The following is a 22536-nucleotide window of genomic DNA, read 5'->3' as shown; positions in this document are numbered from 1 at the left end:
CAAAGTTTTTGCAATATCTATCTGCCAATAGTTCATTGACAAAGCTGAGATCTATGGCGGAATCTATCCGTTTGAGTATGTGATTATCCGGAATCATTTGGTATAATACGTTGTAGAAGCTGCCTTGCTTAACGGTGGTTTCAACTAACATGAAAAGCATTCCCCCTCTAGTGTTGTTTGGTTGTGCTAACTTAATTATACTATAGGCGGGTATGCTTTTTATGTTTTTATCGGACTTTTTCAGTGGTTTCGGACGGTCCTTTTGTTACCCAAGGTTAATCGTAAATAAAACCCCCAAAGAGGATTGAGCTAGATTTAAAACTGTTGCGTATATATATACAGACCCCCGTGAACATCAAAACTGTTTTCAATGCAAGAAATCAACTGAAAAACTGGCACCCGTAATGTTAAAGCAGATGAGAATAATTGAGCCAAGAGGTAAAAGTTTGAAAGAAATCTTTCATGATGTTTTGTGCCTCAAGAAAGGAATGGACATATTTATGATTGAAGATCCCCGCTATCAGTTTTCCCGGGAATCCGCCATCAAGGAAAAACTGCTGCAAAGACTGAAAATAGAATACCGAAAAACCCGGATGGCAAAAGTCGTTCCCCTCGACGATGATAAGCTAATACTGGTGACGGCGGCAGGGGATGCCCGGCAACAGCAGTGCCCATACAGCTGCATCTGCGAAGAATGCCCGTATTTCACAGGTTCCTGTCAGCAAAATCTTGTCAAGGGTTGAGGTGGTGATGTTTGTTGTATGATTTCGGCCGGGAATCCGAATTTGAGCGCATGTATGAGGATTATTTCTCCAAAATATACAACTACATTTTTTATCGTCTTCTGCATAGAGAACAAACGGAGGAATTGGTCAGCGATATTTTCCTGAAGGTAGTTGTCCATTTGGATAGCTTTCAACCCGGCAAGGCATCTTTTAACACCTGGATTTTTACTATTGCCCGCAACTTACTGACGGATTATTACCGCAAAAGCAAGATCATAATCAGTATTGATGACGAAGGCTTTCCTGAATCCGCCCTGGCCGTAGATATTAATCAACAATGCCGGCTTATCGAAGACGAGGAGCGGCAGGAGCTATACCGGGCCCTGGTTTTATTAAACGACCAGCAAAGAAATGTTATAGCTCTAAAATACTATGGTGGTTTCAACAATCGGGAAATATCACGCATAACGGGAATTAATGAAAGCACGGTTTCCAGCCTCTGTACCAGAGGTATAAAAAAACTGCAAACCTTGCTGAATGCTACCCGGTAATACTACCATAAACTACAGGTTGCCTACCCCGCAAGTGCCGGCGGCTTTGCTCGCAGTTTTAATTCCTTGCAGAAGCTTGCGTAAAATAATAAATGGAATAATGGCACGGCCCGGATAGCTTTCAGAGGGCGGTCGGGTGTAGTTGTGCTCCTCCTTGCCCCTTTATTCAATGACGGCACTCACCAGGTTCATCCCGTTCTGGTATTCATAGTGCAATGACGCTGTTTTTTGGCGCACCAGATAAAGACCCAGGCCCCCAATCTGCCTCTCTTCCACGGACAGGCTGGTATCCGGCTCCCCTATCTGCAGCGGATTGAAAGCCGCAGTATTGTCGGCAATGGCAAGAATGACCCTGGATTCTTCGCGGTGTATCTTGATCTCCACCATATTATTAGCCGTGGTGGGGACGCCGTATTTCAAGATATTGGTAACCAGTTCCTCGACAATTAACTGAATGGAAAACAGCCGGGACAACAGGAATTCATCACGGGCGCAGTAAGCCTCTATTTCACTATTCAAAACCTCGAAATCAAAATCAGCCAGGCTGCTCTTATACTGGTAGTCCATCCGCTTCACCCTTTCCTCTGTTCATATCATTGTCCCAGATGCTGTTTCCCGATTCATCCAGTGCACTACAAGCCAACATGATTTCCTGGAAGGACCAGCCCTCCTGCAGCAGATCAAGCTGCCTTTGCGCCGGGCTCTTAACCTCGTGATCCGGTTTGAGGAATCGCCCCAGGTATTTATCTTCCCCCCGTTTACGTTTTTTCAGCCCGGCGGCGGCAATTGCCAGCAGATTATTAATAAATTCCCGCAGCCGATCGGCGGGAATGGCCATTTCCCGGCTTACTGCCTGTCGGCGTAATTGGGAGTTGCTAATGTTAATCTGGTTATCCTGCCAGAAGTCATGCACCAGTTCGCTGGCAACCGTAATATTTTCGGCAATACCCGTATAAAAAGCGGCCGGGGCAAAACTATCCGCCAAGGGTTGGGTGCAGGTTTGCCTGATTTCAACGGTGCCATGACGGCTGACGGCTACCGGTTCCAGGGAGCGAAAACAGGAAAGATCCGCTTCAGACCAGCGTTCTCTAGCAATATAATCGGCAAATCTCACCGGCGGGATGGCCTTGAATCCACTGGAACCGTCACTGATGATGAAGATCTTCAGATCCAGCAAATGCTTTACAACCTCCTCAAGGGAAGCATAATCCCGGTCATAAGGCCGGATATTGGGCGCTTCACATAAGCGCCACAATATGTCGCGGAAACACAGGGTCGGGTGGGCCATTTCACGCTGCAATGAGGCCGGCAGCCGAGCAATAAACTTACGATTGCCGGCATAGGCGAAAGGCAGGGAATTGGCAAAAAGCATGGCATCAACAAAGGCCAGCTTGCCCAGCAGATTCAATAAATCCGGCAACTGGGACAGTTCGACATCGAGATGGGTTTGGCAGGCAGCCGAGAAAGCATGGAATATTTCTCCGTCATGATGGCTGGTAAAGTTTTTCAAGAACTCCGCCTTGGCCAGCATAACCGGGGAATTAAGCGGTTTGCTGTCGGCATAAGCCGCATAAGGATTGATGCCCATTCCGCAGATGAGGTGATGATGCTCATGCGCCAATTCCTGCAAAGCTGTCACATAGCTATAAAAATTGGCGGCGATTTGGTCGATACCCGGTTTTTTAGCCATGGCGAATTCAATGGTGTTAAAGGTGGTTTCAAAGGAAAAGGCATCCTGCCGTGGGTTAACCGCTTCGATGGGAAAACCGTTCTGGTCAAAGCGCGTAGGGGTAAAAGCGAAGCGCTGCTTCAGCAAATCCAGCATGGCGGCAATAAACCCAGGCTCCACCGCCTGGCAGGCCAGATTCACCACCGGCATTTCAATTTCCACCCCTATACAGGGCTCGCCTTTGCCCGCAAACTTGTCAATAAACAGGCGGTAGATCAAGGCCTCGGCGCTGCTCCTCATCATCGGCTTTCCGTTTCTCATCAGCTTATTTTGCGAATGGCGACAATGGTGATGTCGTCAAACTGCGGGGCTTCACCCACAAATATATCTACATTCGACTTGATTCCTTCGATCATTTCCGGCGCGGATAGCCGCTTTAGCGAGGGTAGGGCCGCCAGCAAGCGGGCATCGCCATACAGTTCTTCGTCCAGGTTGGTGGCCTCGGTTACTCCATCGGTATAAAGAACCAGGGTCTCGCCCGTTTGCAGCTGGGTGTACATAATCGGGTACTGGATGCCTTCCATAGCTGCCAAAGGCAGTTTGGGTTTTACCGGTACGAATTCACTGCTTCCGTCCGGGTGGACGATAACCGGCGGATTATGCCCGGCGCAGGCATAAGCAATCTGGCCGCTATTAATATCCATAATTCCCACATAGGCAGTCACGAATAGTTCCGCCGGATTCTCCTGGCAGAGCAGGTTGTTGGCGGTGCTGAGCAGTTCATCCACCGTTGTATTATGGGCCTGGGCCGCAGTTTTCAGAACCATCTTCGCCACGGTCATGAACAATGCCGCCCCCACACCTTTGCCGGAGACATCGGCCACCACGAAACATAGTTTTTCTTCATTGAGCATGAAGAAGTCGTAGAAGTCACCGCCTACTTCCTTGGCAGGCACCATCATGCCGGTAATATCATAACCGGGGCAATCAATCTGCTGGGGCAGCATACCCAGTTAGATGTCGCGGGCTACCTCCAGCTCCGATTCCAGCCGCTGCTTATCAGCAGCCGACCGGGCTACCGCTTCCATATATTCTTTAAGACGAACGATCATGCCATTGAAGGTGGTGGCCAGCATGCCCATTTCATCCGTCCCCAGGTCGGCAAATTCATAATCCAGGTTGCCTTCGCCAATCACCCTGGCACCATCGGCCAGTATTTCCACCGGCCGGGTAATCGACCGGCTCAGCCGGGTGGCGGTCATGAATACCAGCGGCAGCAAAACCAGGATGATTATTAGGAAAACAAAGAAAACCCTGCGGGTTTCATCGCTAATTACCTGTTCCATTTTATCGCCGGTAGCGGACACTGATTCCGCCACGGCCTGCACCGGGGCCATCATCATTTCGTAATCCAGCACCGTCACCAGCAGCCAGTCGGTAGATTTGATCTGGGCATAGCCGATGATAGAGCTGTCATCAGAATAATAATCCGAAATTGTCGTCATTAGATCGATGTTTTTGATGAATTTTTCGAAATAGGGCTGTTTTTCCGTGGCCTTTACATCCAGGGAACTGAGTAGGACATGGCCCTGCCGGTTCATAATGAAGGCCGCGATGTAGGTATTGTCGCCGGTATTAAGGGTCTTTTCCGAGATCTCGCTGACCCGCAGATCAAAGGCCAATACCCCCACTAATTGGCCCTTTTTGTCATGAATAGGGGTAGCACAGGTGACATAACTTCTATTATCCGTGCCGGTGTAAAGATCGGACCAGTTTACCGTACCCGCCTTGACCGCATCCTTATACCAGTCGCGAGTACGCATATCCGCCTTCTCCACAGCCGGATAAAAGGTTTTGGTACTGGAAATAACCATGCCGTTTTCCAGTACCAGATAAGCCAGGGATATCTTCGGCTCAATCTTCAGGATATTGTCGAACATGGGGGTAGCTGCGCCAAGAACATTAAGGGTACGGTTAACTTCCTGCTGGCTGGGGTGGGCGGCCTGGGAGATGATGTATTCTTCATAACGGCTGATAGGGATGGCATGGGTGGTTCCCCCGCTATTATACAGGGTTTCAATACCCCCTTTCATGGTATTAAGCTCACCCATGATGCGTTCGAAATCAATATTGATGGTCTGGGCATAATAATTGGCCAGCGAGATCGCCAGTTTGGAACTGCTCTTAGTGATTTCAGCGACATTTTTCTCATAAAGATCATCAATAGCGGTTTTATTCTCTTGCTGAAAGGTGGCTTTAATATCGTTGAATCCATATATGGAGATGGCACACAACAGCAGAGTTACCAATAATGATAAACCCAACAGGGAAAACAATATCTTTTTGCCAATGCTCATTTATCCCGCCGCCTTTACTATTTATCAGATTCTGATAATAATGTTGTTCAAACCGAGGCTGGTAGTATAATCCACCTGTTTGGTCATTTTGGTAATCATCTGGAGTCCCATGCTTTCACCCAGGGCCAGGGCTTCGGAAGTATCGGCATTCTCCATGGCCTGCTGGTAATAATCCAGGGGGTTGAATTTCCGGCCCGCACAGCGGAAGCGCATGGTGGTGATATCGTCCCGGACAAATATCCGTACATCAATAGATTTATTCTTTTTATCGACAAAGATATGCTGTACCATCAACAGGAGTATTTCTTCAATGGCCAGGCTTATGACCATGGATTGTTTGGAATTAAGCTTGCAGGATGTACAGAACTCGCTGATTTTATCTGAACTCTCCAAGACCGACTGGTTATTGCTGTCAAGCGAAAAGGCAATAAACCTTCCTTCTGCAACATCACGATAATTCAACAGCAGTAAACCGCGCAAATCCGGTTCTTTGAGCAGGGTTTTTCTGACTGTAAGGATAGTCATCAACAGGGTGAGCAGTTCGCTGATGGAAAAGGCGGCCCATATGCCGAGTATCCCCATGGCCTGAGCCATGGCCCCGGCGGCCGGAATAATGAACAAAAAGCCCCGGCACAGGGTGATCCGGTTGGCAATACTGGTTCGGCCAATTGTCATGTAATAATATACGAAAATATTGTTTGCCACTGCTCCCAGCAAACTGATCGAAGATATGATCAGAGCCGGTACTGCTATGCGCAGCTGCTCGGGCGAACTAAGATTAAAGGCCAAACAGATCGGTTCGGCCAATAGGGATACTGAAATACTGAATATCGCCATGGTTATGATGCCGTAGCGGAAGGCTAAAAACACCACTTTTTTTATGCTCAGCACATCGCGTTCACCGTAAAAAACGCCCACCAGCGGAGATACGGTCTGGGATATCCCGGAGATAATGGCCTGGGCCAGGGTGTTGACACTGTTGACAAAGGCAAAACTGGCAACGGCAATCGGTCCGCCTACGGCCAGTATGAGCATGTTTAATACAAAAGTTCTGACTACGCTGTACAGGTTGTTTAGCGCCGGGGGGCTACCGGTAATAGCAATCGCGTATAGCAGGCGCAGGGATTGGCCGATAGGCGCGAATCGATATCCTCCCCCCTTGATAAAAAGAAACGGAGACATTACAGCCACGGCCAACAACGCGCTTATAACCGTAGCCAAGGCCAGTCCCAGCATGCCCATGCCCATGACCACCGTAAACCACAGGTCAAGGATGATATCCAGCGCGGCCATGATTAAAAACATAATCATGCCCAGAAAAGCCCGGCCCTCAATCCGAAAATAGTTTAGCGGCAGGTATACCGCCATAACGCAGATAGCTCCCGGGATTAAGCCCCGGCAATAGGCATAGACCAGATCATAAAGCTCAGGATCGTTGCTGAGGAGCTTTACCAGTGGCTCGATAAATATGAATCCTACGATGCTGAATACAGTGCCCAGCAGCAGAATTAGCAGCATAGTAAGGGTGAAAAGCTTGTTGGCGGTGCTGCGGTCTTCGCTCCCCATCGAAACCGAGGCCAGCGTGGAAGAGCCCACACAAACCAGAGTGCCCAGCGTGGTTAACAGAAAAAACAGGGGGTTCACCAGGCTCATCGCCGCCAGTGCATCACTCCCCAACACCTGTCCGGCAATAATGTGATCAACCATAAAACTGATATTCCCGCCCAGGATTGCCAATATGGACGGAATCAGGTAGCGCCGGAAGCTATGATTGACCAGGTAGTCATTATCATGCATATTTTCTCTTTCCAAACTTGATTCTACTGCAAAAAGTTATTAATATTCATTGGCTTGTATAAATATACCGCCCGCAGTCTTCGGCGGGCAACACCTGCGGCTTGTCTCCCGGCTCAAGGGGTACACGCTAACCTCCCATCCATGGTCGTATAGCGCTCTCGCGACGTCCTGTCGCTCGCCCCCTTTCGCCTGCTCGCCTTCGCCGGGCGTTGCAACCATGCTTCGCCAACGCTCGCTTTGTATATTTATGCAACCCTTATGCAACAAAAGGGGTTTTCGCAGTGGAGCCAAACTTAAAGTGTTGGTGTTACGGCTTATCTTTCTATGGTAAGAATCTCCGCAAAGCCGGTGATTTCGAATATTTCCATGATGGTTTCATTTACCTTGACAATCACCATCCGGCCTTGCTTGTTCATCTGCTTCTGAGCCGCCAGAATGACGCGCAGCCCCGCACTGGAAAGGTAAACCAGTTCGGCAAAGTCCAAAACCAGATCATTTATATCGACCAGGCTCTCTTTCAGCTCTGCTTCCAACTGGGGAGCACTATTGCTGTCCAGCCGTCCCGCCAAGGCTATAGTCAGTTTGCGGTCTTCCTGAGTTTTTTTAATGTCCATCGTATTTGCTCCTATCCCCAAATATTTGGTGCAACACTATTTCCTTGATTACTTGATTAAGAGATTTCTTCATCAAATAAAAATAATCCTGCTGTGGTAGAAAATTCTTACGGCTAACAGGAGAGAATCCCAGCAGCCAGTCTGCAAAAAGTTGACGCCGGGGGTAACGCGGGGATGATCCGTTTTAATCATTCATCTTCATCGTCTTCATCTATGTATTTCGCCTCATCCTGCTCATTCGAAAAGCGTTTAAATTCTTGAATTACTTCGTTCAAAAAGTACCGTCCGCCTGTCACCCTTGCCGGATAATTCCTGTAGGAGCGCCCGGGTTTCCGCAGTGGCGATGCCCGTTACTTCCAGCCTATGATCAGCCTGAAACTCTGCCACCATATCTCTGGTTTGCCCGTCATACATCTTGTTTGCCTGGCAATTATAGCCCAGTGCGATAAGCTGCTGTTGCATTTCCAGGACATCATCGCCGGTAAACCCTTCCTTTAAAAAGGGTATTTCAAAGGATTCAGCCATCGACTTCAAGTGCCGCAATCTTTCATCAATGTTTTCCGGGGTAACTTTATATGCTCCGGTCTTGAGCCCATTACATATCAAATCTCCGCCTGCTGGTGCATAATGTACCCTATCCTTATAATTGTCAAGATTGTTGACAAAGCCTTCCAGGTCGCTGAACATATGGATCTCAGCGTTGTCGTATTTTAATATACTGAGCATGATATCTTTATGGATGGCCAAATAATCATCGACCGTACCCTCACAGACCAGGTCATAGCTGTTCAGAATACTTATACAGGGAACAATAAACACAAATTTGATCTCAGGATTCTCTTTCAGAAAGGGAATGATATTCTGCTCAATATTTTTTTTAGCTTTTGTATGATAATCGTTCACTGAACTCTTATCAGCCACCTTGCCATGACGGACGTAGATGCTGCGGGCAACAGCCAGGGTACTGTATATACTGCTGCTCTGGCTCCTGTCCACCTCAAACACTGTTTTCGCGGGAATCTTATCTCGCTTATCATTTCCCGGCTGAAATTTATCGCTTAAGCAGCTAATCAGTATATAGGCGCTCATTTTCGATACATCTTTATTTAAAACATATTTAACATCATCAATTGGATTGAAGTTATAGAGATATAATGGGATATCGCCTTCATACTCCATGTGCAAATGGGGAAAGTTTAACTCATAATAGATGGTTTGCAATCGGTTCCTTTTTAGTGATTCCTTTATAAACAGGGCATAAATGTTGGATCTGCCTGCTGATTTGCTTAATGAGACAACCCTGAGTCCAGACTGTTCACCCAGCTTATCACTGGAAATAAAGTTCGATAACGACGAACCGACGATCACCGCCTCAGTAGGAGTGTTTTTAACGCGGCCAATCAGCCAATACATAGCGTATTCCTGGGTGTATTTATAGTAAGGCTTCATTTCGGAAAGCGGTGAGTGATACTGCATAAACGGATCAACGATAATGTTGACTATCATCAATACCAACAGACATACGGATGTAGCTCCCAAAACAAAAACGACCCATTTCTTTTTGTTCATCACCACACCCCTTAAAATCCCTGGTAGATAAAGGCCGAAATCGACGACATGGACAGTATAGAGCACAGCAATAGAATCACGGTGAACACGGCGTTGACCATTGTGGGTTTAAACTCCATCTCATGCAAGTTTTTAAACAAAAGGATAATGACAAAGGTGAAAGCTAAAAACAACATCATATCAAGTCCGTTGACCCATGCATTGGAGTTTACCACATGAAGCAGGCTTTCCAACCTGATGATTACCGGTACCTTAAAACATGCCAACAGGGTTTGCGAAACCGCCAGAGTTTGAAACTCCGCTATTCTTTTGATAATGGTAAAACCCTGGGTGATAGAGTCCGCTCTGAAGAACACCCAGGCAATGTTGACAAATACGAAGGTCAAAAACCATTGCAGGATCTTATGCATCTTATTCCATTGGGTTGTAAACCTTCTGGTCAAGACACTGGCCAGGCCATGCAGGAACCCCCAAAGAACAAAGGTCCAATTAGCTCCATGCCAGAAACCGCTGATCAGGAACACGATCATAATATTGGCGTAAGTCCGGAATGACCCTTTGCGGTTGCCGCCCAGCGGGATATATATATACTTGGTCAGGAATCTGGTTAAAGTAATATGCCACCTTTTCCAGAAATCCTGAATCGACAGAGCTTTATAGGGTGAATTAAAGTTGATCGGCAGCTTGATATTGAACATCAGTCCAATACCTATGGCCATATCAGTATAACTGCTGAAGTCAAAGTATATCTGGAAGGTATAAGACAGCATTACAATGAACGCATCCAGAGAGGTTAATGAGCCAACCGAAGCATAGCCCCAGGTCACCGCTTTGGCAAAAACATCGGCAATAAATATTTTTTTGGCCAGACCAATGGCGAACATCATGATACCATATGAAAAATTCTCGTAGTTTATACTATGATTTTTCTTTTCGTTAAGCTGGGGCATGAATTCGTTATGTAAAACGATAGGCCCTGCAATCAAGCGAGGGAAAAAGGCCACAAAAACCGCATAGTCCAGGAAACTGTAATCAGCGGTTTCTCCCCGGTAGGAATCAACCGCATAGGCAATTTGCTGAAAGGTCAGGAAGCTGATACCCAATGGCAGGATGATATTTTTCAGCTCAAATGAAGCCTGAAGCAGCAGATTCATATTTTCGATAAAGAAATTGAAGTATTTAAAGTAAAACAGTATCAGTAGATTCAAACCGATTACAATAAAAAGAAGCCACTTTTTCTGCGGAACAGTTCGCCCGGAGGCCAGCAATTGTTTCGAAAAAAAATAGTTTAGAAGTATGCTGGCGCAAATGATATAAAGATATCTAAAGTTGAAATACGAATAAAAAACCAGGGACATGACCAGGAGCAGAGCTTTGGCCAGCAAGTTCCATCCCAATTTATGCAATTGATAATAAGCAATCAATGTAAATGGCAAAAATGCCAGGATAAATATGTACGAGTTGAATTGCAATAGCGTACCCCTCTGAATAGTCATTCACAACTATAAGAATTGTCGTATCCTCGACTATATTATCACATGAATGAGGGTGATAGTACCAGGTAGTATGTCAAGCCCTTAAAAAGGATTGTTTTATCCCCGATGAAGTCCGGGAAAACAGCATCAAGCACGCCTTGAAAGCGGAATACCATTTCATACAAAAATGGCTAAATAATGGAGCAACAAGGGAAGAAATTATTAAAAAAGGACAAATAATGGGGCAAAAACACCTCGGTTTAAGTGCTGAAATCATTGAGGTTATTTCTGATATGGATAATTATTTCAAATATGACGGTCTGTTGTCAGGTTTGAAATGTTAAAATAACTGCAAAAGGGAAAGGTTGGAGATGGATACATGGGTAATGAATATGTAAACCTGACATTAGATAATTTGGAAAATGAACATTTGTGTTGCGCCATTGCCGATAAAAAGCATCAATGCGGTGTAGAGGTAAAAAAAGCCTGGTTGAGAGAGAGAATCGCTGAAGGACATGTTTTTAGAAAATTAAATGAAAAAGGCAAGGTTTTTATAGAATACGCTCCTCTTGATAAAGCTTGGGTTCCTGTTATTGGCGATAACTATGTATACATCTATTGTCTATGGGTTTCAGGAAGTTTTAAGGGTAAAGGTTATGGAAAGGAACTGCTTGAGTATTGTATAGCTGATGCGAGGAAGCAAGGCAGGTCAGGAGTTTGTGTTATCAGCTCGGAAAAGAAAAAGCCGTTTTTATCAGATAAAAAATTTATGATAAAGAACGGGTTTTGTACTGTTGACACTATTAATGACGAATACTGTTTATTGGCTTTGTCATTTGACGGAACAAAGCCGCAATTTGCAGATAATGCAAAAATACAGGGTATAGCAAATAAGGATTTAACGATCTACTACGGTATGCAATGTCCATATATTCCTAATTGTATTGAACAAATTGAAAGCTATTGTAAAGCAAATCATATAGCGCTCACTCTAATAGCGATTGATACATTGGAAAAAGCAAAGTTGGTTCCTTGCATTTTTAACAATTGGGCTGTATTTCACAGTGGTAAGTTTAAAACGGTACATTTGCTGAATGAGGGATATTTAAAAAAGATGCTTTAGGGTGCAGGGAACTATAGCAAGCCTCAATCTGTTTTTTTAATATGTCCCTAAGTCCCGATATGTCGGGCTTTCAAAGTGCTAAAACATGGTCGGGATGACAGGATTTGAACCTGCGGCCTCCTGGTCCCGAACCAGGCGCTCTACCAAGCTGAGCCACATCCCGACGCAAGAAATATGATATCAATTAAATCGTCTTTAGTCAATATCGCCCCCACATAACTGCACCCGCTCAACCGCTGAGCACTCTCCAATCTTCCCGACGGGCATGGGAAAGGAGTCCGGGATCAGGATTAACTGCAACCGGTTCTCCCACCATTCCCATCACCTTTACATCAGCCACACTATCGGCAAAACAGCGGCTGGCCTCCCAGTTCACCTCCTGCCCGCCAAAAGCCTCCTGCAAAAGTGAACACTTACTTTCCCCATTTATAAAAGGAGTATCCCCTTTAGGATCGAATATTCCGTCTTTAAAGGCAAGTCGTGCAGCTATGACTGTGTTCAGGCCCAGATCAGCCGCCACCATTTTCATAAGTTCAAAATAAGAGCCGGAAAGCAGCACACAGTGATAACCCTGGCTTCGGGCCAGGCTGATCTCTTCAATTATCCTGCTATTGAAGTGTTTTCTCAATCCAGGATAGGCTTCATGAAAGAAAAGTGTTATCTCCTCAGCACTCATCCCGGAGAACAGGTAGTTGAACTTTCTGAATGCAGCTGCTTTCATTCTCTCCCGGGATATGAGTCCAATCCTGTACCAGAGCAAATCCGGAGCTATGGAAAGATAAACCAAAAAGTAGCGTAATATAGATCTTTTTTGTCTTATCCATTCCCGCCCCAGGCAAGGCAGGGTATCCCTGCTCAAAAGGGTTCCATCAAAGTCAAATATCGCCAGTTTCATTAATACCTCCGGAAATAGTTCTGAACTTAGTAATATCGATTTATATCCTGCTTATACCAATAGCCTCCTCAATTTGGCACCACTTGGAAGGCTGGAATTCTTCTTCCCTCTCTGTTAATGCTGCTAAGCTGCAGTGCCAGGCCCACCTGTAATTCATCAAAGGGCAATCCCGGCAGATGGGCCAGCATACGAGGGCCTTCCGCCAGCTCTACCAAAGCCAGAACGTAAGGAGTATCTTCCTTAAATTCCGGCAGGGCACTGTAGTGAACTACGGTATATGAATATAGTACTGCCTTTCCGCTAAGCTTTCTCCACTCCCAGTCTGATTTCAGGCATTTAGGACAAAGGCTGCGTGGGTAAAAAATATAATCCTGACAATCAGGGCAAAACTGCAAATAGAGTTCACCCTCATCCAGTTTCTTCTGATAAAATTCCCGGTATTCCATAAGCTTACCCTTCCCTTCCCAAAATCAAACTGCATTCCGTACTAAAAACTCCCCCATTGCCGTTGACAAAGGCCAGGTGATTTTTCTTCACCTGCCGTTTTCCCGCCTCGCCGCGCAGTTGCCGCACAGCTTCGGTGAGATGTGACATGCCCCCGGCATAGGAAGCCTGGCCACAAGAGAGCTGACCGCCATGGGTGTTGCAGGGTAGACTGCCCCGGTAGGTCAAATCAGTTGACTCCACAAAATCCCCGCCGCTCCCTTTGGGACAAAACCCGGCATCTTCCAGGGTTATCAACACTGTTATGGGGTAACAGTCATAAAGGGAAAGTAACTCGATATCCCCCGGAATCAGTCCTGCCATTTGAAAGGCCCGTTCAGCCGCCATCTTTACCGGGCTGCTAGTCAAGGAGGGGGCATAAAGGATGGAATTATGGGTGCAGGCTTCGCCCCAGCCCAGGATAGATATCGGAGAATGGGGCATATCGTAAGCTTCCTCCAAGCGGCTGACGGTTATTGCCGCCGCACCACTGCATGGGCGTACAATCTCCAGAAGATGAATGGGGTCAACAATCATGGGAGAAGATAATATCTCTTCTATCGTAATTGCTTTCTCATTAAAGAGGGCATATGGATTAGCCAGGGCATTCGTTCTCTGGTCTACGGCAATTTTAGCCAACTGCTCCGCTTTGGTTCCATATTCAAACATATGTCGCCGGGCTACCAGAGCATAACCGGAGTTGAAGCCCATCGGTCCCAAAGGCAGTTCATAATCTATTTCCGCCTGCGACATAACCGCTATCTTTCCTTCCCGAGTATTAAAGACCTGGCTGTCCCACACCCCTCCGCTCAGGCAAAGGCAGTGCCGGCAAATCCCCGCTGCTACCAACATTGATGCCCGAGCCACCGTTCCAACAGCACTGGCTCCTCCTAATTCAACCGTATTTAGGAAAACAGGTGAAAACTGTACGTATTCCGCCACCTGCGCCGGCCACATGAAGGAAGTGTCCTCACTGGGAGGAGTAAGCAGCAGTCCGTCAATATCCTTCTTGCCCAGCCCAGCATCCTTTATCGCCAGGGCTGCTGCTTCCGCCAGCAATTCCAGGCTTTTTCTTCCCCCGGAGTTTTTTATCGGTCTTAACTCACCTATACCAGAGATAGCAGCTCTTTGGCCAGGTGCCATATATATTTCTCCTTTCAAAAGCGAAACATGATGATGGTATTTCCCCTATAAATTTAATTCAAGGAATATCAAAATGTGAACAATAGAACCCTGATTCCGCTGCAAAAAGTAATAATTATGCATCAGCTTGCATAAATATTCCGCTCGCAGTCTCCGCATAGGCAACACCAACACTCGCTTTGCATATTTATGCAACCCTATGCAGCAAAAAGGGGTTTTTGCAGTAGAGTCAACCCTTAATATTCAAACATTTCTATCTTACTTGCTTAACCTCTGATTCCCAGGTAGATAAAATATGCCCCAAGGGCTAAAAGAAAAACACCGCAGCCTAAGATTAAGATGCGAAAAACAGAATCGTTCAAAACCCTGCGTCCCCCGCAAATCGCTGCTGCCACCAGGGAATACCAGCCCAAATCGGCCAGGATATGACCGGAAAAAAAGGTAACAATCCCGGCACTTCCACTTTTTAGAGCCAGGCTGAGATAGCCTAATCCAATGGTAAGCCACCACAAGGACCAGTAGGGGTTGGCCAAACTAATCAAAATGCCCCCGGCCACCGGATGTAAACTTCTTCCCCGAGTATATTTTCTCGATGGCTCCATAACTGAGGGCGATACTATTTCTGAGCGTGCATCGAATTTTGAGCTTGCATCAAAATGGGCAAGAGCCTCACCTGCTTCCTTCTCCTCCTCCTCAGCTTTCAATTTAAACGAGGAAAATGCTCCCTGCAGTCCATCCCTGACCAGGCTCAAACCCATCAAAATGAGAAAGAATCCCCCCAGCAGAGCTATAGTGTGAAATACCGCCTGCTGTTTCAAATATACGGACAAGCCGCCCAGGATGGCCAGAATCAAGGCCAGTTCAAGAGTAGCATGTCCCAGAATGGTTAAGGGTGCCGCCCGGAATCCCCGTTTAAGCGTTTCCGCCACCGTAAAGCTCAGCAAGGGTCCCGGTACAATAGCTCCTGAAAGCCCGGTAATAAAAGCAGTTGTGAAAATAAATAATAAAGTCGTGGTCCAATCCCTCCTGTATGATATTCTTCTCCTGCTGTCAGCCTGGCTTTATCCCCGGCAAAGCTTTATTCTTTTAAGCATCGGATGAAACTGCGGAGCAGTTTCATCACAGCACTTGCAACGAGGGCGGGTGATTGGAACCTGTTGCCTGTTTTGTTAATAGGACACCGCTTAAAGAAGCAGGGGACGTAATTCACCTCGTTATAGCAGGTTTATTTAGCCTGAATATATAAAATAATAAACTATAAGGACAAGCCCGTGGGAATTTTATCCTTGAAACTTCTGTCTTCGGATTCCATACTAGTATTTATAGTCGGCTATGATTACCAGTCTTTAACCCAAGCTTTTATATCTCCATAGCGCATTAATCTAATCTGTTGGATTATGAGCTCAGCTCAAGCATCTGACAAAAATATGTCTTGATGAAAGGAAACAATTAATGAAGCGCAAGATTTTCCTGGAGAAATATGCTTTTGTTGTCGTCTTGTTGCTCGTCATTATCCTGGCCTTGGCCTGGGTACTGTGGAATCGGCCACCCTTGGCAGCAAACGCGGCTCTCCCCCGTCCGGATGCCCTGGAGCTTCTACTGCTTGCAGCTATCGGCATTATGGCTGGTTGCTTCGGGGGCTTGCTGGGCATCGGGGGTGGAATCATCATGCTGCCCCTGCTTAAGTTTGGCTTCAACTATTCCACCACTATGGCCGTTGGCACCACCCTTTTCGCAGTTATCTTTACGGCTATTTCCGGCGGTTATGCCCACTTCTTTCGCGGCAACGCTCACCGCCCGAGCATAGCCTATATTTCTCTGGGAGGAGTTGGGGGTATTTTACTGGGCTCCTTCTTTTTCCAAATGCTGGCTACGCAGATGAAACTGCTCAATCTGGTTCTGGGCCTTTTCTTTGTGTTCCCCGGTTTTTTTATGATCTGGGAAAGCCTTTTTTCCCGGCAAAATGAAGCAGTGGAAAGTCAAAACATTAGAGAAAAACCATTAGGATTATCTGTTCTTGGTATGATGGTAGGTTTTCTAACCGGCATTCTAGGCCTGGGGGGAGGATACCTGCTGGTTCCGGGAATGACTTACTTTTTCGGCTACCCGATTTACCTGGCCGTGGGTACTTCCCTGGTTTCAGTAATTCCCATAACCATTGTGGGGGGCAGTATCAAGCTGCTGCAAAGCTATGTTTTGCTGGAGGCCTCCCTGGCCCTGGCGGCAGGAGCCATAATAGGAGCCCAACTGGGAGCAGCCAGTATAAAAAATTTCAAGCCTGCTACCCTGAAGTTTCTTTTCGGGCTGTATTTTTCCTATGCCGCCATCCGGCTTATCAGCAGTTTCTGGTTCTAGATTTACTCATTCTTCCTTCCCATCCGCCAGTTTTTTTAATCTTTCTCCCGGCGAATGGCAACCGGCCAGCTGCGATCACCTACTTATTTCCCCTTCCATGAACCAATTCTGCAATGGCTCCAAAATAACGGAGCAGGTCCATAATAATCACATCATTGTGCCCGGCTCCGGGGATTACCAGCATCTCCTTCTCCTGGCTGCCCAGTTGCTCAAATACCAGCTTCCCTTCCCGCAGGTAGACCAGGTTATCTTCCTCCCCGTGAATCACCAGAGCCGGAAGCCTAATCTCTCCCAGCATCTGCAGGCATTCCTGCTCTATCGGTTCCATTACCCGGTAGTCAGCGGGCAATTCCAGACCTTTAATCAATCTGGTTAAAGAGGCAAAGCCGCTTTCAATAACCAGTCCCCGAACTTCCTGTTGATAATGAAAGGCCAGTTCCAGGGCGGAAATGCTCCCCAGCGACCGGCCCATGAGCCAGAGCTCGGGATTAAACTCCCGCCGGGAAAGTTCCTCTCTCACCGCGCGAAAAATCCGGTGGGCATCCTCAACTAAATGAACAAAAGTGGGACTGCCGTTGCTGCCCCCATAACCCCGGTAATCAGCCACCACCAGGTTTATTCTTTGCGCGTTGTAAAGCCGGGAAATTTCATCGTAGTCGCTTACCACTTCACCGTTGCCATGGAAATAGAGCATCCAGGGCCATTCTTTATTTCCTGGATAAAAACGGCAGTGAACAAAAACTTCTTTTTCAGTTTCTACCGGCACCTGGAAATCAAAACTCCCCGGCGGAGCGGGACGGAGTTCCCTGCGAGGAAAAAATAAAAAATCCAGCAACACTGGCTGGTCTAACAAAGCATAATCCGGCATAATCATCCCCCTTTCGCAAGCCTTCTGGCTCCTTAAAAGAATTCGCCATATTTAGGCTTAATTCCTGCTTTTGGAAAACTTAGATTGATTCCACTGCCAAAACCTCTTTTTACAACCGCCGACCAACAACCAATAACCACTTGCCCCATTTTTTAACAGATAAATAAGATTTTGCTTCTTGCAGTGGAATCAGCCTTCTATTGCTGTGCTATCTCCACAACCCCCATCTTCATCAAACGCTCTTTCAGGCCGGTATCCCGGCTGCGGGGTTTGTCGTTGTTTATGGCGATGTGTAAAGCTTTTTTGCTTCCTATGATTATTACCAGTTTGCGGGCCCGGGTAACTCCGGTATAGAGCAGGTTACGCTGCAGGAGTATATAGTGCTGTTCCAAAAGCGGAATAATCACCGCCGGGTATTCACTGCCCTGCGCCTTGTGAATGGAACAGGCATAGGCCAGTTGCAGCTCATCAAGCTGCGAAAAATCATAAGAGACCGGATAGTCTTCAAATTCTACTTCCAATTCCTGTTCTTCCACATCAAATCGTTTTACCCAGCCAATATCGCCGTTGTATACGCCTTTATCGTAATTATTGACCAGCTGCATAACCTTGTCACCGATTTTAAAATTCCTTCCACCCCGGCTTATTCCTGGCTGCCTGGGGTTGAGCACCTGCTGCAACTCCACATTTAAATTACTGACCCCAATAAGTCCCCGGTTCATGGGAGTCAAAACCTGAATATCCCTGATGGGGTGAAAATTGAAATAACGGGGAATACGGCTGCGGCAGAGACCCAGGATTTTCTGCAGAGCTTTTTCCGCATCTTTTTCCTCCATAAAATAAAAATCACTTTCCTCCCCGGCCTCCGGCAGGAAAGGGAATTTGCCCTGGTTGATACGGTGGGCATTATAGACTATCCGACTTCCCTTCGCCTGGCGGAAAATATCGGTTAATTCGATTACCGGGAATCTTCCCGATTCGATCAGATCCTGCAGAACATTGCCCGGACCTACTGAAGGAAGCTGGTTAACATCCCCTACTAATATCAAAATGGCCTGCGGAGGAATAGCTTTCAAGAGGTTGTACATAAGCAGGCTGTCAATCATGGAGCTTTCATCGACAATTACCACATCCGTATTCAAGGGGTTCTCCCGGTTCCGGGCAAAGCCCCCCTCACGGGGGCTGAATTCCAGCAAGCGGTGAATGGTCATAGCTTCCAAACCGGTGCTTTCCCGCAGGCGACGGGCCGCCCGTCCGGTGGGAGCCGCCATGGTAATCTTAAGCTTTAAGGCCGCAAATATACGGGTGATGGCATTAACTATCGTGGTTTTGCCGGTCCCCGGTCCCCCGGTAATAATCATTATCTTTTCACTTACCGCAGTAGCTACGGCTTCTTTTTGCCTGGCTGCCAGCTTAATCTTAAGTTTTTGGCCCACCCAATCCACAGCCTTTTCCACATCAATGGGACGAACTACGCTCTTTTCTTCCTGTAAAGCGAGGAGTAAACGAGTACTCTGCAGCTCGGCAATAAAAAAGGGCATCAAGTAAATAGCCCTGGTTTCAGCTTCGCCATCTGCTCCCGTACCCATCATAGTCTCAGCTGCCAGGCGGCGCTCACGCAGCAATTCCTCCAGAGCCTGCTCCACCACTTCAGCAGTGATTTGCAAGGCTTCTTCCGCCTTCTCCAGCAGCAAGGCCCGGGGGCAATACACATGCCCATCGTTCATGTACTGGTTTAAAACAAATACTATCCCTTCCCTGGCCCGCAGCAATGAATTGGGGTCAATTCCTAATTGCTGGGCTATGCGGTCGGCGGTCAAAAAGCCGATGCCTCGAACCTCCGCAGCCAGGCGATAAGGGTTTTCCTTTACTACCTGGATGGCCTCTTTCTCGTAACGCTGGTATATTTTAGCGGCATAGGAAGCGGCTACTCCATGCCCTTGCAGAAATATCATAATTTCTTTTACTTCTCTCTGCTCTTCCCAGGCCTGGGTAATCATCTCCACCCGTTTGGGTCCGATTCCGTTGACCTCCTGCAGCCGGTCCGGTTGCTTCTCAATGATATCCAGGGCTTCCACCCCAAAACGCTGCACTATCCTTTTGGCCATAACCGGCCCTATTCCCTTGATAAGCCCGGAACCCAGGTATTTTTCCATTCCCCGCACCGTGGCCGGTACTATGGTTTCGTAAGAATCTACCTGAAATTGCAGGCCGAATTTGGGGTTATGCAGCCACCGCCCCGTTAGTTGCAGAGATTCTCCAGGGTTTACCCCTACCATATTGCCCACTATGGAGCTCAACTCGCGTTTCCCTTTTTCTTTGAGTTTGGCCACCACAAAGTTGCTTTCTTCGTTGCAATAGCTTATCCTTTCCAAATATCCATAGATGGTTTCCATCCTGGCCTCCCATTTGACTCAAGTACATAGTATTTCCTTTTCCCTTCTTATTAATTTAGCACAAATTGGCCGGAATTGCCCTACCTAGCTTTATGCCTTCACCCGGGTAAGGCGCATGCCATTCAAGGTCACCAGCAAGGAAGTTCCCATATCTCCGGCTACCGCCAGCCACAGAGTAAGCCATCCCGGTATTACCAGAGACAGTATTGCCGCTTTTAGAAGCAGCGAAAAAACTATATTCTGGCGAATAATGCGCAAAGTTCTGCGCCCCAATTCCACCGTATAAGGCAGCCGGGACAGGTCATCAGCCATCAAAGCGATATCGGCTGTTTCCAGGGCCGCATCGCTTCCGGCCACCCCCATGGCAATGCCCACCGTAGATATGGCCAAGGCCGGAGCATCATTGACCCCATCTCCCACCATGGCTACTTTCTCATATTTCTCCAGCAAAGCCCTGACAGCCTGCACCTTGTCCTCCGGCAGCAATCCGGCCTGGTACTCATCTACATTAGCAGAGAGAGCCATGGCCCGGGCGGCTCTTTCATTATCTCCACTCAAAATAATGTTCTTCTTTATTCCTTTCTTCTTCAACTGCCTTATGGCTTCCCGGCTGTTTTCCCGCAGCTCGTCCGCCAGGGCAATTATACCCAAAAGCTCTTTTTCATCCCCCAGCAGAATCAGGGTTTTCCCGGCCCCTTCTAATTCCGCTATCAACTCCTCTTGCCCTTGTATAGCTATACCAACTTCGCTAAACAAACGCTGGTTGCCAACATAGCAGCTCTTCCCCCCGATTTCAGCAGCGGCCCCCCGGCCACTCATGGCCCGGAAATTGCTCACTTCAGCCAGTTCCAGCCCCAGTTTGCGCGCCTGTTCTACCACTGTTTCCGCCAGGGGATGCTCAGAGCGTGCTTCCAGGGATGCCGCCCGGCGCAAAACTTCGTTTTCGCCAAGCTCGCTGCTACTGATAATATCTGTTATTCTCGGTTTTCCCCGGGTCAAAGTTCCGGTTTTGTCAAAAGCCAGTACTTTGATTCTCCCCATTTCCTCCAGGTGAACTCCCCCTTTGACAAGAACCCCGTTGCGGGCTGCCGCTCCTATGGCTGATACTATGGCCACCGGGGTAGATATTATTAAAGCACAGGGACAGGCTACCAGAAGCATGGCCAGAGCTTCATAAAACCACTTTTCGCCTGGCTGTCCAAAAAGCAGCGGTGGAAGCAAAGCCACCAGGATGGCCGCCAGGATAACCACCGGGGTATAATAGCGGGCAAAGCGATCCACAAACTGCTGTGAGGGCGCCCTCTGCTCCTCGGCCTCCTCAATCATGGCAATAATCCGGTTGATGGTATTATCCTCGGCCAGGCGCTCCACTTCCACCTCCAGGGCTCCCCAGCTATTCATGGTACCTGCATATACCCGCTCACCCGGTCCTTTATCCACTGGAATAGACTCCCCGGTAATAGAAGCTTCGTTCAGGGCGGATGAACCCTTCAATATCACTCCGTCCATGGCTATTTTCTCCCCGGGACGCACTATAAAAATATCTCCCACAACGATACTCTCTACCGGCATGACCTGCTCCAAATCGTTGCGCCGCACCAGAGCTTCTGCCGGAGCCAAATCCATCAAAGCTCTAACCGAGTTCCTGGTCTTGTCCATGCTGTATCCCTGCAGGGCATTACCCAGGGAAAAAAGAAACACCACCACGGCAGCTTCGGCCAACTGTCCTATGGCCACAGCTCCACTGGCCGCCAGTATCATCAGCAGGTTCATATCCGCTTCCCAGCTAGTCAAAAGTAAGGCCAACCCTGCCCGGGCCGGCAGGTAGCCCCCCAGGACAATAGCCAGTAAATAACTGGCATGAACCCAGCTTTCCGGCATTTGCAGGATTTGCAGGCTGAACGCGATAAGAAGCAGCAGTCCGGATAGAAGGGTGGATAAATAATATTTATTGCTCTTCCATAAAGAAATTTTCTCTTCTGTACCGGAAGCCCCCTCTTCGCGCCCCCGGTAGCCCATTTTTTCTATTACCTTCAGGATCTCGGACAGGGGAATCTGGTGGCTGATTTTCATTTTGGCAGCGGCAAAATTCACCCGGGCATCTTTAACCCCGGACATGGCCAGTATAGTTCTCTCCAATTTGGCGGCACAATCGGCACAGTCCAAGCCTTCCAGCCGGATTACGCTGCTCTTGCTGTTCGGAAAAGCCGGCGGGAAAGCTCCCGCAAAACTCGCCTGGCTACCCGCTCTGCCCTCAAAGGCCTCTTCCCTTGCTTCATATCCCAATAGCCGCAGCGATGCTATAATCCGGGTGCTGTCGGTAAGAAACGGGTTATAGCTGTATTCCATGCGGCTTGTTTCGGCCTCGAAATGGACTTCCAGAATTCCAGACCAGCCCCGCATCTTCTCTACCAGGCTGCTCCCATCAAGCTCTCCCTGAGCAAATAGGCGCAAGCAGCCTCTCTCGGCAATATCCTCCATTCGTATAGCCATTCCCGGCATATTAAAGCACTTCC

At 47.7% G+C, this 22536-nt stretch carries 20 protein-coding genes, 1 tRNA gene and 1 pseudogene; 5 read left to right on the top strand and 17 right to left on the bottom strand.

Annotated features, from left to right (window positions below):
- Positions 1–151 (bottom strand): annotated as a pseudogene (locus tag AWB54_RS15650) (IS5/IS1182 family transposase); the annotation flags it as partial.
- Between the two features lie 295 nt (positions 152–446).
- Here AWB54_RS15650 and AWB54_RS05470 point away from each other — a divergent pair.
- Together AWB54_RS05470 and AWB54_RS05465 are read left to right on the top strand one after the other, a co-directional pair.
- Entirely contained in the window at positions 447–743 is a 297-nt protein-coding gene (locus AWB54_RS05470) for a hypothetical protein (protein WP_061213601.1), read from the top strand.
- Positions 744–754: 11 nt separating this feature from the next.
- A complete protein-coding gene (locus AWB54_RS05465) occupies positions 755–1276 on the top strand; it encodes an RNA polymerase sigma factor (RefSeq protein ID WP_061213600.1) in 522 nt (173 codons plus the stop codon).
- A 162-nt stretch (positions 1277–1438) separates the two neighbouring features.
- On the opposite strand, the gene AWB54_RS05460 is transcribed toward AWB54_RS05465, so the two are convergent.
- The 8 genes from AWB54_RS05460 to AWB54_RS05425 all read right to left on the bottom strand — a co-directional run bounded on the left by AWB54_RS05460 (position 1439) and on the right by AWB54_RS05425 (position 10754).
- Entirely contained in the window at positions 1439–1843 is a 405-nt protein-coding gene (locus AWB54_RS05460; RefSeq protein ID WP_061213599.1) for an ATP-binding protein, read from the bottom strand.
- The gene (locus tag AWB54_RS05455) at positions 1827–3248 is read right to left on the bottom strand and encodes a hypothetical protein (protein ID WP_153014669.1); all 1422 of its coding nucleotides are present in this window, start codon (positions 3246–3248) and stop codon (positions 1827–1829) included. Before AWB54_RS05455 ends, AWB54_RS05460 begins: the two co-directional genes overlap by 17 nt.
- Positions 3249–3265: 17 nt before the next feature.
- A complete protein-coding gene (locus AWB54_RS05450; protein ID WP_061213597.1) occupies positions 3266–3952 on the bottom strand; it encodes a PP2C family protein-serine/threonine phosphatase in 687 nt (228 codons plus the stop codon).
- Positions 3953–3958: 6 nt separating this feature from the next.
- Positions 3959–5302, bottom strand: coding sequence for a cache domain-containing protein (locus AWB54_RS05445; RefSeq protein ID WP_061213596.1), 1344 nt, complete (start codon positions 5300–5302; stop codon positions 3959–3961).
- Between the two features lie 24 nt (positions 5303–5326).
- Positions 5327–7114, bottom strand: a complete 1788-nt coding sequence (locus AWB54_RS05440) for an MATE family efflux transporter (RefSeq protein WP_153014668.1) — start codon at positions 7112–7114, stop codon at positions 5327–5329.
- A gap of 299 nt (positions 7115–7413) precedes the next feature.
- Entirely contained in the window at positions 7414–7713 is a 300-nt protein-coding gene (locus tag AWB54_RS05435; protein WP_061213594.1) for an STAS domain-containing protein, read from the bottom strand.
- 249 nt (positions 7714–7962) lie between these two features.
- On the bottom strand, positions 7963–9282 hold the full coding sequence (locus AWB54_RS05430) for a peptidoglycan-binding domain-containing protein (RefSeq protein ID WP_061213593.1): 1320 nt from the start codon (positions 9280–9282) through the stop codon (positions 7963–7965).
- 11 nt (positions 9283–9293) lie between these two features.
- Positions 9294–10754 (bottom strand): MBOAT family O-acyltransferase, encoded by a 1461-nt coding sequence (locus AWB54_RS05425; protein WP_061213592.1) that lies wholly within the window; start codon positions 10752–10754, stop codon positions 9294–9296.
- A gap of 161 nt (positions 10755–10915) precedes the next feature.
- On the opposite strand from AWB54_RS05425, the gene AWB54_RS05420 reads away from it, so the two are divergent.
- Together AWB54_RS05420 and AWB54_RS05415 are read left to right on the top strand one after the other, a co-directional pair.
- Positions 10916–11101, top strand: a complete 186-nt coding sequence (locus tag AWB54_RS05420) for a hypothetical protein (RefSeq protein WP_061213591.1) — start codon at positions 10916–10918, stop codon at positions 11099–11101.
- 35 nt (positions 11102–11136) lie between these two features.
- Entirely contained in the window at positions 11137–11880 is a 744-nt protein-coding gene (locus tag AWB54_RS05415) for an N-acetyltransferase (protein WP_061213590.1), read from the top strand.
- A gap of 86 nt (positions 11881–11966) precedes the next feature.
- Here the strand turns inward: AWB54_RS05415 and AWB54_RS05410 are convergent.
- From AWB54_RS05410 to AWB54_RS05390, 5 genes are all read right to left on the bottom strand, one after another.
- Positions 11967–12043: transfer RNA gene (locus AWB54_RS05410), tRNA-Pro, on the bottom strand.
- Positions 12044–12109: 66 nt separating this feature from the next.
- On the bottom strand, positions 12110–12775 hold the full coding sequence (locus tag AWB54_RS05405) for an HAD family hydrolase (RefSeq protein WP_061213589.1): 666 nt from the start codon (positions 12773–12775) through the stop codon (positions 12110–12112).
- A 68-nt stretch (positions 12776–12843) separates the two neighbouring features.
- Positions 12844–13221 (bottom strand): Zn-ribbon domain-containing OB-fold protein, encoded by a 378-nt coding sequence (locus AWB54_RS05400; RefSeq protein ID WP_061213588.1) that lies wholly within the window; start codon positions 13219–13221, stop codon positions 12844–12846.
- Positions 13222–13225: 4 nt separating this feature from the next.
- Positions 13226–14401: a thiolase family protein gene (locus tag AWB54_RS05395; RefSeq protein WP_061213587.1), complete on the bottom strand. Its 1176-nt coding sequence runs from the start codon at positions 14399–14401 to the stop codon at positions 13226–13228.
- A 266-nt stretch (positions 14402–14667) separates the two neighbouring features.
- Complete coding sequence (locus AWB54_RS05390; protein WP_268873636.1) at positions 14668–15360, bottom strand: LysE family transporter; 693 nt, start codon at positions 15358–15360, stop codon at positions 14668–14670.
- 493 nt (positions 15361–15853) lie between these two features.
- On the opposite strand from AWB54_RS05390, the gene AWB54_RS05385 reads away from it, so the two are divergent.
- Positions 15854–16756: a sulfite exporter TauE/SafE family protein gene (locus AWB54_RS05385; protein ID WP_061213585.1), complete on the top strand. Its 903-nt coding sequence runs from the start codon at positions 15854–15856 to the stop codon at positions 16754–16756.
- A 79-nt stretch (positions 16757–16835) separates the two neighbouring features.
- Here AWB54_RS05385 and AWB54_RS05380 read toward each other — a convergent pair whose 3' ends face one another.
- The 3 genes from AWB54_RS05380 to AWB54_RS05370 form a co-directional block, all read right to left on the bottom strand.
- Complete coding sequence (locus AWB54_RS05380) at positions 16836–17624, bottom strand: alpha/beta hydrolase (RefSeq protein ID WP_061213584.1); 789 nt, start codon at positions 17622–17624, stop codon at positions 16836–16838.
- Between the two features lie 197 nt (positions 17625–17821).
- Complete coding sequence (gene recD2 / locus AWB54_RS05375) at positions 17822–20020, bottom strand: SF1B family DNA helicase RecD2 (protein ID WP_061213583.1); 2199 nt, start codon at positions 20018–20020, stop codon at positions 17822–17824.
- A 90-nt stretch (positions 20021–20110) separates the two neighbouring features.
- Entirely contained in the window at positions 20111–22522 is a 2412-nt protein-coding gene (locus tag AWB54_RS05370; protein ID WP_235811098.1) for a heavy metal translocating P-type ATPase, read from the bottom strand.
- Positions 22523–22536 lie beyond the last annotated feature (14 nt).

Source organism: Syntrophomonas wolfei subsp. methylbutyratica (genome assembly GCF_001570625.1).
Taxonomy (GTDB): Bacteria; Bacillota; Syntrophomonadia; order Syntrophomonadales; family Syntrophomonadaceae; genus Syntrophomonas; species Syntrophomonas methylbutyratica.
The sequence above is the reverse complement of the archived record's forward strand: the minus strand, read 5'-3'. Positions and strand labels throughout refer to the sequence as shown.